This window comes from Streptomyces cirratus (genome assembly GCF_014650775.1).
GTDB classification, from domain to species: domain Bacteria; phylum Actinomycetota; class Actinomycetes; order Streptomycetales; family Streptomycetaceae; genus Streptomyces; species Streptomyces cirratus.
The window spans coordinates 46,302-58,300 of the sequence record NZ_BMVP01000001.1 but is presented as its reverse complement, the minus strand read 5'-3'; the positions used below and the strand labels follow the sequence as shown (position 1 = coordinate 58,300).

Here is an 11,999-nt window from a genome sequence, read left to right as displayed (position 1 = left end):
CAGGTATGTCCTCGCTCAGGGTCCGCGCCCTGGTTCGACGTGTCCGGCGGCGAGAGTTCCTGGCTCCCGGGGCGCACGGACCGCGTGCGCTTCCCGGTGACAGTGGCGGGACCGCGCCGGATTCGCACCGGACTTCCTCTCCATGCCGCCGTATTGGCTCGGGCAGTCCACCACGCACCCCGAACGCCCGTCAACTTGCCGTTGACCTGCGGCGAGGGGTGGGGCGGCCGGGGCGCGGGTACGCGAAAGCTCCCCACGGGAACCCGCGGGGAGCTTTCGGTGGTCGTCGCGCCGGTCAACGCGTCAGCCGTCGCGCCGGTCGAGGCGCCGGCCGTCGCGTCAGCTGACGATCAGGTAGATCGCGTAGACCACGGCGAGGCCGCACAGCGCGAAACACGCGTAGGCGCCGCCGCGGGCCACGGTCGCGGTCCCGCCCTGCTCGGTGGCGGTCTCGTGCTTGGACAGACCCACCAGGCCCAGGGTGAAGAGGGCCACGAGGGCGACGGTGGCGGAGAGGCTGACCCCGAAGACGGAGCCGAGTGCTGCCCAGTCGATCTTCATACCGCTGATTCCTCTGTCGTTCTCGGGGTCAGACCGCGGCGGCCGGGGCCGCGGGTGCCGGGGCGGCCGCCGGAATGGTGGCCTTGAGGTCCTCGTCCGTCACCGCGGCCGTGGTACCGGCGGCGGCGATCGGCGGGACGGTGACGGCGGCCATGGCCGTGGTGACGACACCGGGCGCCTCGGCGGCGGCCGGGGCCGGCTCCGTGACGTTGTGGTGGTCGACGACCTGGCGGCGCGAGATGAACCAGATCGCGGCGCAGGAGGCGACCAGGAAGACCACGACGGCGGCGACGCCGATGTTGCCGGTCCGCATGACCATCTCCGCACCGGCGCCGACCAGGGCTGCCGCCGGCAGGGTCAGGCCCCAGGCGATGAACATCCGGGTGGCGGTGGACCAGCGGACCACACCGCCCTTGCGGCCCAGACCCGCGCCCATGACCGCGCCGGAGCAGGCGTGGGTGGTGGAGAGGGAGAAGCCGAGGCTGGAGGAGGCCAGGATGACGCTCGCGGCCGAGGTCTGGGCGGCGAAGCCCTGCTGCGGCTGGAGGTCGGTCAGGCCGCTGCCCATGGTGCGGATGATGCGCCAGCCGCCCAGGTAGGTGCCCGTGGCGATGGCCATGCCGGCCGAGACGATGACCCAGACCGGCGGGTTCGCGCCGGACTCCAGGGCGCCCCCCGCGACGAGCGCGAGGGTGATGATGCCCATCGTCTTCTGCGCGTCGTTGGTGCCGTGCGCGAGGGAGACGAGACCGGCCGAGGCGATCTGACCGGCGCGGTAGCCCTTGGTGGAGGTCTTTCCGCCGACCTTGCCGCCGAGCTTGTACGTGAGCCTCGCGGCCAGCATGGCGGCCACACCGGCCACGATGGGAGCGGCGACCGCGGGGATGAGCACCTTGGTGACGACAACGCTGCCGTTGACCGCGCCGAGGCCGGCCGAGGCGACCGCGGCGCCGATCAGGCCGCCCATCAGGGCGTGGGAGGAGCTGGAGGGAAGCCCGACCAGCCAGGTGACGAGGTTCCAGAGGATCGCGCCGACCAGGGCGGCGAAGATCACCTCTGGCTGGATGCCCTCCTCGTTGACCAGGCCCTTGGAGATCGTCTTGGCGACCTCCACGGACATGAACGCCCCGACGAGGTTGAGCACGGCGGACATGGCCACCGCCGTCTTGGGCTTGAGAGCGCCGGTCGAGATGGTGGTTGCCATCGCGTTGGCTGTGTCGTGGAAACCGTTCGTGAAGTCGAACACGAGAGCGGTGATGATCACGATCCCGAGGAGAAGCGTTATGTGCTCCATTTACCCAGGCTTCTGTTTGGCGTCAGTGGTTCGGCGACCGTAGGCAACCTGAGTGAACGGAAGATGAACTGAGGGGGGTGGGCCGGTGTCCCGCGTCGGGGCCCGATCGGGGGCTTCCTCCCGATTCGGCCGCAGATCTCGCGATAAGGGCACGTCAAGGCAGGTGAACGCCTCCCCTTCGAAGGGATTTCGGCCGGCTCGCCGGCCTGGCGCCCGCCGTGCGACGAGACCCAGATCACGTTCCGCTCCGGCCAAGCGGAACCGTTACCGGCCGTTACCCCGCGGCTGCGGAACGATCTCCTCCAGTGGCCCGCGCGGCCTCGCGCCGCGACACTGGAGCGGTGCGTACCGCCACAGCGACGGCAGCGGCCGTCACCACGACCCTGATCGGTGCCGCAGTGGCCGTCGTCGCGGCCGGCCGGTATGCCGCCGACGCGGCCCTGCGGCCCGAGCCGGGCCGCCCCCTGCCCGGCTCACCCCGGCTCACCGTCCACTCCACCGCGGCCGGCCGGATCGCGCTGACCCGCTCCCTGGCCTCCCTGCGCCCCGGCCGCTACGGCCTGGACGCCCCCGGTGTGCACGCCGTGGTCGGCCCCGTCCTCACCGGCGTCCCGCACGGCCCCGACACCGTCGTACGCCGCCTCCTCGCCGTCACCCACGGCAGCCTCGACCCCGGCACCCGGGTCGCCCTCACCCCCCGGGTCCACGTCGGCAACCCGCGCACGGCCCTCGGGCTCGACCACGCCGACGTGGACGTCCCCGGCGAGCTCGGCCCGCTGCCCGCCTGGTTCGTCCCGGCCGCCCGCGACACCTGGGTCATCACCGTGCACGGGCTCGGCGGCACGCGCGAGCACCCGATGGTCGTCATGCCGTTCCTCCACGGCTACGGGCTGCCCGTCCTCGACCTCGCCTACCGCGGCGACCTGGGCGCCCCCCGCCCGCCCGACGGCGTCGGCCACCTCGGCGAGTCGGAGTGGCGCGACGTCGACGCCGCCATCCGCTACGCCCTGCGCTACGGCGCCCGCCGCGTCGTCCTGCACGGCTGGTCCACGGGCGCCACCATGGCCCTGTACGCCGCCGAGCGCTCGGCGCTGGCCGACCGGATCTCCGGGCTGGTCCTGGACTCCCCGGTCCTCGACTGGCACGCCACCCTGCGCGCCCTGGCCGCGGCCCGGCGCACCCCGGCGCCGCTGATGCCGTTCGTGCTGCGGGCCGCGGAGGGCCGCGCGGGCCTGCGCGTCGACCGGCGCCCCCCGGGCTCGGATCCCGGCCGGCTGCGGATGCCCGTACTGATCTTCCACGGGCCCGACGACACGCTCGCCCCCTGGGAGCCCTCCCGCCGGCTCGCCGCGGCCCGCCCCGACCTCGTCACCTTGAAGGCCGTCAGGGACGCCCCGCACGGGGCGATGTGGAACGCCGGCCCCGAGGTGTACGAGGAGACCCTGCGCCGCTTTTTGACCCCTCTTATGTGAAAGCCCTGTGGCGGACGGGATGCAGTGGCCGTCTTGTCCCGGTATGTGTGCCCCGTCACCCGCAGCAACGACCCATTCCGTTTGGGCTTTCGGCCAGTGACGGGCGAGACTGCTTCCGTGACGTCCCGAAAGCCTGATGAGCAGTTGGCTCGCGACTCCAGACTCCGACTCGTCTCCCCGCGCTCCGTCGCCGCGGCCCGCAAGGCGGTGACCGACCGGCGGACGCGAACCGCCCCCCGGCCCCCGGCGGGTACCCCCGCGACGGCCGACCTGGCGAACCGGGCCCGGGCCTCACTCGCCGACGCGGTACGGCTGGCCCGCTGGGCCGAGCGGCACCTCGGAGCCGGAGACGGGGGCAGGCCCGCCCCGGCGGGCGCGCTGCCCGCTGCCGACGTCGAACGCGCCGCGGAAGACCTGCGCCTGACACACGGCCAGATCCGGGTCGGCTGGGACCGGGCCCGCCTCTCCGGCCTGGTCGAGGTGCACGGAGGCCATGCCCGACCCGGCTGGCGCCTGCGTGCCTGGGACCGCGACGACACGGCCGTGCTGCGCGGCTGGGTCGCCCTCTTCGACGCCTGGTCGCTCGTCCACCCGGCCCCCGCCGACATCGCCCCCGCGGCGGTGGCCGAGGTCGTCGAGGCCATGCCCCAACTCCTGTCCCTGCTCCAGCTGTCCGCCGGCCCGGTGACCGTCCCGGACCTGCTGGACCTGCTCGGCCAGCGGGTGACCGAACTGCGCGACGAACGGTGCGAGGTCCCGTACGAGGGCGCCGCCACGGACGCCGCCGCCACGGACCCCGGCGCGCACGACGGCCCGGTGGTGGCGGTCACCGCCCAGGCGACCCCCTCGGCGCAGGAGAACGCCCCCGCGGCCCCCGTCCCCCTCGCCCGGCTGCTGCGCTGGGCGCTCGGCGGGCTCGCCGCGGTCGACGCCGTCACCCTCGGCCCCGCGCAGGCCGCCCTCACCCCGCTCGGGAGCTGGGCCGTCTGGGTCAAGCTGGAGCAGATCTGCGTGGCCGCGCAGAGCCCGGCCGGGAACATCGAGCAGTCCGCCGCCGCCATGCTGCACGGCTGCGCCCGGCTCACCCCGGGCCCGGCGCGGGCCGAGTACCAGGCCTGGCTCGCCGCCCGGCCCGTCGGACACGCCGTCAGCGAACTGCTCCAGGCCGCCCGCGGCGAGGACGCGCTGCTGCGCGGCCTCGCCTTCGAGGCGCTCCGCGTGGTCGGCGCCCCCGCCGAACCCGACGTACGCGGCGCCGTCCGCGATCCGGCGCTGCGGCCCTACGCCCTGCTCTGGCTCGCCGAGCACGACGGGGTGGACCCCGACGAGGCGCAGCACGTCCTCACCCCCGAGGAGTCCACCTGGCTGTGGGTGGACACCGCCGCGGCCATCGCGGACCACGGCGAGGCCGAACTCCTGGCCCGCCACCTCGACTCGGCCGTGCGCACCACGGTGCCCAGGCTGCTGGACGAGGTCCGGGCGGTCGGCCACCCGCGGACGGTGCAGGTCCTGGTCGCCCTGGCCGCCGCCCACCCCGACCCGGCCCTGGCCAAGGCGGTCCGCCGGGCCGCCTTCCAGGTCCACACCGGCGGCGCGTAGCACCGTGGGGCCTGCCCGCGTACGGGCCGTACGGGCGTACCCGCCGCCGGGGTCAGACCTGCGGCGCGTACGTCCCGAAGCTCCAGATGTTGCCCTCGGCGTCGCGGGCCATGTAGTCCCGCGAGCCGTAGTCCTGGTCGGTCGGCTCCATCACGATCTCCGTGCCGTGCTCCGCGGCCCGTCGGTGGTGGGCGTCCACGTCGTCCACCACGACGTAGACCCCGACGGGGCCGCCGTCCGCCATGGCCTTGTCGAAGAGCCCGCCGCGGCCCTTGCTGCCGAGCATCACCGCACCGTTGCCGTACGACAGCTCCGCATGCATCACGGTGCCGTCCTCACCCTCGTAGACGGCGACCTGCGTGAACCCGAAGGCCTCCGTCAGCTGCCGGATCGCGGCCTTGGCGTCGCGGTAGAGCAGCGTCGGAACGATGGACGGAAAACCTGCCATGACGATCACTCCCTCTCGTGCGGTGCGCGTGTGCGGATCGGCGCCCAGGTGACCGGCGGGGCGGCCACCTCGACCCGCGGCCCCAGCATGGCAGGCCCCGCCGACGGTCAGCGGAAGGTGTCGCACTGGGCCATGTCACCGCTCCGGTAGCCCTGGTAGAACCACTGCTGGCGCTGCTGCGCCGAGCCGTGCGTCCAGGACTCCGGGGTGACCCGCCCCTGGAACTTCTCCTGGATCCGGTCGTCGCCGACGGTGGCCGCCGCGTTCAGGGCGTCGTCGATGTCCTGCTGGGTCAGGCCGGTGATCAGCGGACGCCCGGTGGACTCGTCCGGGGTCCGGGTCGCGTTGTGGGCCCACACCCCGGCGTAGCAGTCGGCCTGGAGCTCCACCTTGACCGAGTTGCTGTTCGCCCCCGGCCGCCCGTCCTGCGACTTGCCCAGCGTGCCCGTCAGGTTCTGGACGTGGTGCCCGTACTCGTGGGCCACGACGTACGCCTGGGCGAAGGGGCCGCCGGTCGCGCCGAACTTCGTCCGCAGTTCCTGGAAGAAGCCCAGGTCGAGGTAGACCTTCCGGTCGACGGGGCAGTAGAACGGGCCGACCGCCGAGGTGGCCGCGCCGCAGGCGGTGTCCACCTGGCCGGTGAAGAAGACCGTCGAGGCCGGGACGTACCGTGCGCCCCGCCGCTGGAACTCCTGGCGCCAGTAGTCCTGCGTGCTGTTCGTCACGGCGACGAGCCGGCAGTCCTCGCGGGTGTTGGCGTCGTGGCCGGTCCGGCAGGTCTGCTGCACCTGGGCGGCGGAAGACGGGCTGGTAACCGGCTGCGGGCTCCCGCCCGACAGGCCCAGCTGATCGGGCCCCACTCCCAGCAGCAGCCCCAGGACCAGGGCGATCACACCGACGAGGCCGCCGCCGATCGTGGCCCTGCCGCCGGGGACGCGGCTGCCGCGCTGGTCCGAGACCTCCGACGTGTCCAGATTGGCGTCGTCGTCGAACTGCATGCCGCACCGCCCTCGCTTCCACGGGTCCGCCCCTGCGGCGGCCGCCACGTCCTCACTGAGTCCTCACTGATACGTGCCCCGGCTCGCGCGGAGGATCCGTGCGCCGAACGGAGGACCCGGCGAGGGGGTGCGCAGGTGGCCGGGCGCCCCGAAAAGTGGTTGCGCGCCCCCGGTAGAATGTCCTCATGGCAAATCTCCTCGCGGATTAGCGGCGTAGAAGCTTCGCGCGTCCCTGCCCCCCTTCCGCCGTCCCCACCGCCCTGGAGTATTTCCGTGATCACCGCCACCGGCATCGAGCTGCGCGCCGGCGCCCGCGTCCTCATCGAGTCCGCTTCCTTCCGTGTCGCCAAGGGCGACCGCATCGGCCTGGTCGGCCGCAACGGAGCGGGCAAGACCACCCTCACCAAGTGCCTCGCGGGCGAGGGCCAGCCCGCCGCCGGCTCCATCGCCCGCTCGGGCGAGGTCGGCTACCTGCCGCAGGACCCGCGCACCGGCGACCTCGACGTACTCGCCCGCGACCGGATCCTCTCCGCGCGCGGCCTCGACGTACTGATCAAGAAGATGCGCATGAACGAGGAGCGCATCGCCACCGGCTCCGGCGGTACCCGCGACAAGGCGATGAAGCAGTACGAGCGCCAGGAGACCGAGTTCCTGACCAAGGGCGGGTACGCCGCCGAGGCGGAGGCCGCCACCATCTCGGCCGCCCTCGGCCTGCCCGACCGGGTGCTCGGCCAGCCGCTGCACACCCTCTCCGGTGGTCAGCGCCGCCGCGTCGAGCTCGCCCGCATCCTCTTCTCGGACGCCGACACCCTGCTCCTCGACGAGCCCACCAACCACCTCGACGCCGACTCGATCGTCTGGCTGCGCGACTACCTCAAGAACTACCGCGGCGGATTCATCGTGATCTCCCACGATGTCGACCTGGTCGAGACCGTCGTCAACAAGGTGTTCTACCTGGACGCCAACCGCGCGCAGATCGACGTCTACAACATGGGCTGGAAGCTCTACCAGCAGCAGCGCGAGGCCGACGAGAAGCGCCGCAAGCGCGAGCGCCAGAACGCCGAGAAGAAGGCCGCGGCCCTCAACTCGCAGGCCGACAAGATGCGCGCCAAGGCGACCAAGACCGTCGCCGCCCAGAACATGGCCAAGCGGGCCGAGCGGCTGCTGTCGGGCCTGGAGGCCGTCCGGGTCTCGGACAAGGTCGCCAAGCTGCGCTTCCCGGACCCGGCGCCCTGCGGCAAGACCCCGCTGACCGCGGAGGGCCTGTCGAAGTCCTACGGCTCGCTGGAGATCTTCACCGACGTCGACCTGGCCATCGACAAGGGCTCGCGCGTCGTGATCCTCGGTCTCAACGGCGCCGGCAAGACGACGCTGCTGCGCCTGCTGTCGGGCACCGAGAAGCCGGACACCGGCACCGTGACCCCCGGGCACGGCCTCAAGCTCGGGTACTACGCCCAGGAGCACGAGACGCTCGACCCGGAGCGCACGGTCCTGGAGAACATGCGCTCCTCCGCGCCCGACCTGGACCTGGTCGCCGTCCGCAAGACGCTCGGATCGTTCCTGTTCTCCGGCGACGACGTGGACAAGCCGGCGGGAGTGCTCTCCGGCGGCGAGAAGACCCGTCTGGCCCTGGCCACCCTGGTCGTCTCCTCCGCGAACGTCCTGCTGCTCGACGAGCCCACCAACAACCTCGACCCGGCCAGCCGCGAGGAGATCCTCGGCGCGCTGCGCACGTACAAGGGCGCGGTCATCCTCGTGACGCACGACGAGGGCGCGGTGGAGGCGCTGGAGCCGGAGCGGATCATCCTGCTGCCGGACGGCGTGGAGGACCTGTGGGGCCCGGACTACCGGGACCTCGTGGCGCTCGCGTAGTTCGCGCGAGGGCGCCCGGCGGCCCCTCGCCGGGGTCCTCGTTGACGTTGATCCAGTTCCTTATGGATCATTCGGCCCACGCGTGATCCATCATCTGAGTGAGGCGGTCTCATACCGTCGCACCGCCGCGACGGCCCCGGCCGTACCCGCACGGGTACGCGACCGGGGCCTGTCCGTTTTCCGGTGCCTGGCCCTGACCTGGTGATTCCTTGCGCAGCCGGCGAAGTGTGACGGAGGTCATGCGGCGGAAGGAGGGATTCCGCTCTGCCTGTGCGTCCACTCCTCGGGAAATGCCGTCATGCCGACCTTGCCGAATGGGTGGCCAGGATCGCGGGGAGGGGTGATCATGAGAAGTCCAGAGCGCACTTCCCATGAGGAGGCACGGGTGGCCGAGACTCTGAAGAAGGGCAGCCGGGTAACCGGCGCCGCGCGCGACAAGCTCGCGGCAGACCTGAAGAAGAAGTACGACTCCGGTGCGAGTATCCGGGCGCTGGCCGAGGAGACCGGCCGGTCCTACGGATTCGTCCACCGGATGCTCAGCGAGTCCGGAGTCGTGCTGCGCGGTCGCGGCGGCGCGACGCGCGGCAAGAAGGCGGCCGCAGCCTGACCCCGGCCGTCACGGACGGTTCTTCGGTGGCCCCCGGTCGGCCGTGCGGTCGACCGGGTGGTTACTGTGCAGTCACTTAGGCCGGGATTGCCGGCCGCTGCACACCGGAGGCACCGAGATGGCTCTGCTCGACAAGGACGGCGTACGGCTCACCGTGGACGACACGGTCGCCACGGTGACACTGACCAATCCGGCCAAGCGAAACGCTCAGTCCCCCGCGCTCTGGCGGGCTTTGGCGGAGGCCGGACGGTCGTTGCCGGGCAGCGTCCGGGTCGTCGTGCTGCGCGGCGAAGGCAAGTCCTTCTCCGCCGGGCTCGACCGCCAGGCGTTCACGCCCGAGGGCTTCGAGGGTGAGCCGTCCTTCATCGATCTGGCGCGCGGTTCCGACGAACTGCTCGACAGCACCATCGCCGAGTACCAGGAGGCGTTCACCTGGTGGCGGCGCAACGACATCATCTCCGTCGCCGCCGTGCAGGGGCACGCGATCGGCGCCGGCTTCCAGCTCGCGCTCGCGTGCGACCTGCGCGTGGTCGCGGACGACGTGCAGTTCGCCATGCGCGAGACCAGCCTCGGCCTGGTGCCCGACCTGGCCGGGACCCAGCCGCTGACCTCGCTGGTCGGCTACGCCCGCGCGCTGGAGATCTGCGCGACGGGCCGCTTCGTGCACGCCGAAGAGGCCGAACGGGTCGGCCTGGCGAACCTCGTGGTTCCCGTGGCCGAGCTGGACGCTGCCGTCGAGGACCTGACGACGGCGCTGCTGGCCCCGCCGCGCGACGCGGTCATCGAGACGAAGGCGCTGCTCCGCGACGCCACGTCACGCCCCTACGACGCCCAGCGCAGCGCCGAACGCGCGGCGCAGGGCCGCCGTCTGCGTGACCTGGCCGGCCTCTCCGACTGATGCGCCGACCCCCCTCCGATCCGCCCGGCTACCACGTCCCCGGGGCGGCGGAGGGGTTCCGCGCTTACGGTGGTCGTGAGTCCGCACGCTCGAAGGGACACGCGATGACCGAATTCGTGCCAGGGAGCTCTGCCAAGGACGCCGCCGACCGCGGCCGCACCTCCATCGCCGACGGGGTGGTGGAGAAGATCGCCGGACTGGCCGCCCGGGAGGTGGTGGGCGTCCACGCGATGGGCAGCGGCTCCGGCCTCTCCCGTACCTTCGGCGCCGTCCGCGAACGCGTACCCGGCGGCGCCAAGTCCTCCGCCTCGCGCGGGGTGAAGGCCGAGGTCGGCGAGCTCCAGACCGCCCTCGACCTGGAGATCGTCGTCGACTACGGCGTGGCGATCCGCGAGGTGGCCCGGGCGGTCCGGGAGAACGTCATCTCGGCGGTCGAGCGGATGACCGGCCTGGAAGTCGTGGAGGTCAACATCGCCGTCACCGACGTCAAACTGCCCGACGAGGAAGACGAAGAACCGGAATCCCGTCTCCAGTAGCCGAAGGAGCCCCGCATGAGCATGGCGGTCGTCGGCCTGGTGGCCGGCATGGCACTGGCGTTCGCCGGGTACTTCGGCGGCTTCGGAGCCTTTCTGCTGGTGGCGGCTCTGGGCGCCATCGGCTTCGTGGTCGGCCGGTTCCTCGACGGCGACCTCGACATCGCCGACCTGTTCCGTCCGCGTGACGGCCGGCGCAGGTGAGGCGCCGATGAGCAAGAGCAGCACCGACACGCCCCCGGCCACCCCGCCGCGGGTACCGCCCGCGGAACGGGGAGCCACCCGGATCGCCGACCGGGTCGTGGCCAAGATCGCGGCACAGGCGGCCCGCGAGGCGCTGGCCGGGACCGGTTCCGCTCCGGCGTCCCCGCACGCGAGCGTCACCGTGCACCACGACATCGCCCGGGTCCGGGTGAGCCTGGAGCTCGGCTACCCCTCCGACCTCACCGCCCAGTGCGCCGCCGTACGCCGTGAGGTGACCGAGCGGATCGAGCGGTGCGCCGGGATGGCCGTACCGGAGGTGGACCTCGACATCGAGCAGCTGCGTCCCCTCCCGGCCGGGCCGGCCGCCCCCGGGCCCAGCGGCCGGCGGCTGCGGTGAGGGGCCCGCGCGCGCGGCGGTTCAGGTCGGTGCGGCGGATCCCGGCCGGGCTGACCGCTCTGGCGGTGCTCGCGGTCGCGGGGCTGTTCCTCTACGACCTCGCGGCGGTACGGGCGCACCGGCCCGGCATGGGCTGGCGGCGGGAACTGGCGCAGCAGCTGGAGCGGCAGACCCCCGCCGACCCGCAGGTAATGATCGCCGGGGCGGTCCTGGCGGTGGCCGGGGCGCTGCTCCTGCTGCTCGCCTTCGCGCCGGGGATGCGCGGGATCCTGGTCATGCGGGGCTCGGAGGTACGGGCCGGGCTCGGTCGCAAGGCGGCCGGCCTGGTGCTGCGCGACCGGGCGATGGAGGTGTCCGGGGTGCGGTCGGTCCGGGTGCGGACGGGCCGCTCCCGCGTCCGGGTCCGAGCCACCTCGCACTTCCGCGAGCTGGCCGACGTACGGGCCGACCTGGAGGCGGTACTCGCGGTCGGCATCGAGGAACTCGGACTCGCGCACCCGCCGGTGGCGCGGGTGCGGGTCTACCGGAAAGGGTGACGGTGACGCGATGCTCGGGGTGGTGAACCGGGTGCTGCTGGCCCTGATCGGGCTGGCGCTGCTGGCGGCCGGGGTGTCGGTGCTGACCGCGTCGTGGCCGCTGGCCGGGCGGCACGCACCGCTGCTGTCGGTGCGGGCCCGGCGGGCCCACTTGCACGTCGAGGGCTGGTGGTGGTGGGCGGTGCTCGGCGGGCTGGCGTTGTGCGTGCTGCTGGCGCTGTGGTGGCTGCTGGCGCAGCTGCGTCGGCCGAGGCTGGCGACGGTGGCGGTGGACACGGGGGACGGGGCCTACGCGCTGCTGCGGGGGCGCGCGCTGGAGTCGGCGGTGGCCGCGGAGGTGGGCGCGCTGGACGGGGTCGCCGGGTGCCGGGTCGCCCTGCGGGGCCGGCGGGGTGCGCCGGCCCTCAGGGTGAAACTGGAACTGGAGCCGCACGCGGTCCCCTCGGACACCCTGGCCGCGCTCGCCGGCCCGGTCCTGGAGCACGCCCGCGCCTCGACGGGCCTGACTCCCCTGGCCACGGAGGCCCGCCTCGCGGTCACCTCCCATCGGGCGAGCCGGGTCACCTGAGGTCCCCCGACG

General features: G+C 73.2%; 14 protein-coding genes and 1 riboswitch. Of the genes, 10 read left to right on the top strand and 4 right to left on the bottom strand.

Features of this window, described 5'->3' with window-relative positions; genetic code table 11:
• Positions 1-53: 53 nt before the first annotated feature.
• Positions 54-139, bottom strand: a riboswitch (cobalamin riboswitch).
• Positions 140-339: 200 nt separating this feature from the next.
• On the bottom strand, positions 340-561 hold the full coding sequence (locus IE207_RS00310) for a hypothetical protein (RefSeq protein ID WP_190181948.1): 222 nt from the start codon (positions 559-561) through the stop codon (positions 340-342).
• Between the two features lie 28 nt (positions 562-589).
• Positions 590-1,855, bottom strand: coding sequence for an inorganic phosphate transporter (locus IE207_RS00305; RefSeq protein WP_190181947.1), 1,266 nt, complete (start codon positions 1,853-1,855; stop codon positions 590-592).
• Between the two features lie 341 nt (positions 1,856-2,196).
• Here IE207_RS00305 and IE207_RS00300 point away from each other — a divergent pair, with 341 nt between their 5' ends.
• Both IE207_RS00300 and IE207_RS00295 read left to right on the top strand, forming a co-directional pair.
• Positions 2,197-3,327, top strand: coding sequence for an alpha/beta hydrolase family protein (locus IE207_RS00300; protein WP_190181946.1), 1,131 nt, complete (start codon positions 2,197-2,199; stop codon positions 3,325-3,327).
• A 117-nt stretch (positions 3,328-3,444) separates the two neighbouring features.
• Positions 3,445-4,926, top strand: coding sequence for a hypothetical protein (locus tag IE207_RS00295; protein ID WP_373304636.1), 1,482 nt, complete (start codon positions 3,445-3,447; stop codon positions 4,924-4,926).
• Positions 4,927-4,978: 52 nt separating this feature from the next.
• On the opposite strand, the gene IE207_RS00290 is transcribed toward IE207_RS00295, so the two are convergent.
• Both IE207_RS00290 and ypfJ read right to left on the bottom strand, forming a co-directional pair.
• Positions 4,979-5,374, bottom strand: a complete 396-nt coding sequence (locus tag IE207_RS00290; protein ID WP_190181945.1) for a VOC family protein — start codon at positions 5,372-5,374, stop codon at positions 4,979-4,981.
• Between the two features lie 107 nt (positions 5,375-5,481).
• Positions 5,482-6,372: a KPN_02809 family neutral zinc metallopeptidase gene (gene ypfJ, locus IE207_RS00285; protein ID WP_190181944.1), complete on the bottom strand. Its 891-nt coding sequence runs from the start codon at positions 6,370-6,372 to the stop codon at positions 5,482-5,484.
• Between the two features lie 273 nt (positions 6,373-6,645).
• On the opposite strand from ypfJ, the gene IE207_RS00280 reads away from it, so the two are divergent.
• The 8 genes from IE207_RS00280 to amaP all read left to right on the top strand — a co-directional run bounded on the left by IE207_RS00280 (position 6,646) and on the right by amaP (position 11,987).
• Complete coding sequence (locus IE207_RS00280; protein ID WP_190181943.1) at positions 6,646-8,244, top strand: ABC-F family ATP-binding cassette domain-containing protein; 1,599 nt, start codon at positions 6,646-6,648, stop codon at positions 8,242-8,244.
• Positions 8,245-8,629: 385 nt separating this feature from the next.
• A complete protein-coding gene (locus IE207_RS00275) occupies positions 8,630-8,851 on the top strand; it encodes a helix-turn-helix domain-containing protein (protein ID WP_190181942.1) in 222 nt (73 codons plus the stop codon).
• Between the two features lie 118 nt (positions 8,852-8,969).
• Positions 8,970-9,749 (top strand): enoyl-CoA hydratase/isomerase family protein, encoded by a 780-nt coding sequence (locus IE207_RS00270; RefSeq protein ID WP_190181941.1) that lies wholly within the window; start codon positions 8,970-8,972, stop codon positions 9,747-9,749.
• A gap of 104 nt (positions 9,750-9,853) precedes the next feature.
• Positions 9,854-10,285 (top strand): Asp23/Gls24 family envelope stress response protein, encoded by a 432-nt coding sequence (locus IE207_RS00265; protein ID WP_190181940.1) that lies wholly within the window; start codon positions 9,854-9,856, stop codon positions 10,283-10,285.
• Between the two features lie 15 nt (positions 10,286-10,300).
• Positions 10,301-10,486, top strand: coding sequence for a hypothetical protein (locus tag IE207_RS00260; RefSeq protein WP_190181939.1), 186 nt, complete (start codon positions 10,301-10,303; stop codon positions 10,484-10,486).
• Positions 10,487-10,493: 7 nt separating this feature from the next.
• Positions 10,494-10,883 carry an Asp23/Gls24 family envelope stress response protein gene (locus tag IE207_RS00255; protein ID WP_190181938.1) on the top strand — a complete coding sequence of 130 codons (390 nt, stop codon included), beginning with the start codon at positions 10,494-10,496 and terminating at the stop codon, positions 10,881-10,883.
• A 29-nt stretch (positions 10,884-10,912) separates the two neighbouring features.
• Entirely contained in the window at positions 10,913-11,419 is a 507-nt protein-coding gene (locus IE207_RS00250; protein WP_190181937.1) for a DUF6286 domain-containing protein, read from the top strand.
• A 10-nt stretch (positions 11,420-11,429) separates the two neighbouring features.
• A complete protein-coding gene (gene amaP / locus IE207_RS00245) occupies positions 11,430-11,987 on the top strand; it encodes an alkaline shock response membrane anchor protein AmaP (protein ID WP_190181936.1) in 558 nt (185 codons plus the stop codon).
• The last annotated feature ends 12 nt before the right edge of the window (positions 11,988-11,999 follow it).

What these genes read in the sequence shown, in the direction of transcription:
- IE207_RS00310 (WP_190181948.1), bottom strand. Translation starts at nt 561, where the DNA reads ATGAAGATCGACTGGGCAGCACTCGGCTCCGTCTTCGGGGTCAGCCTC.
- IE207_RS00305 (WP_190181947.1), bottom strand. Translation starts at nt 1,855, where the DNA reads ATGGAGCACATAACGCTTCTCCTCGGGATCGTGATCATCACCGCTCTC.
- IE207_RS00290 (WP_190181945.1), bottom strand. Translation starts at nt 5,374, where the DNA reads ATGGCAGGTTTTCCGTCCATCGTTCCGACGCTGCTCTACCGCGACGCC.
- ypfJ (WP_190181944.1), bottom strand. Translation starts at nt 6,372, where the DNA reads ATGCAGTTCGACGACGACGCCAATCTGGACACGTCGGAGGTCTCGGAC.
- IE207_RS00270 (WP_190181941.1), top strand. Translation starts at nt 8,970, where the DNA reads ATGGCTCTGCTCGACAAGGACGGCGTACGGCTCACCGTGGACGACACG.
- IE207_RS00265 (WP_190181940.1), top strand. Translation starts at nt 9,854, where the DNA reads ATGACCGAATTCGTGCCAGGGAGCTCTGCCAAGGACGCCGCCGACCGC.
- IE207_RS00260 (WP_190181939.1), top strand. Translation starts at nt 10,301, where the DNA reads ATGAGCATGGCGGTCGTCGGCCTGGTGGCCGGCATGGCACTGGCGTTC.
- IE207_RS00255 (WP_190181938.1), top strand. Translation starts at nt 10,494, where the DNA reads ATGAGCAAGAGCAGCACCGACACGCCCCCGGCCACCCCGCCGCGGGTA.
- amaP (WP_190181936.1), top strand. Translation starts at nt 11,430, where the DNA reads ATGCTCGGGGTGGTGAACCGGGTGCTGCTGGCCCTGATCGGGCTGGCG.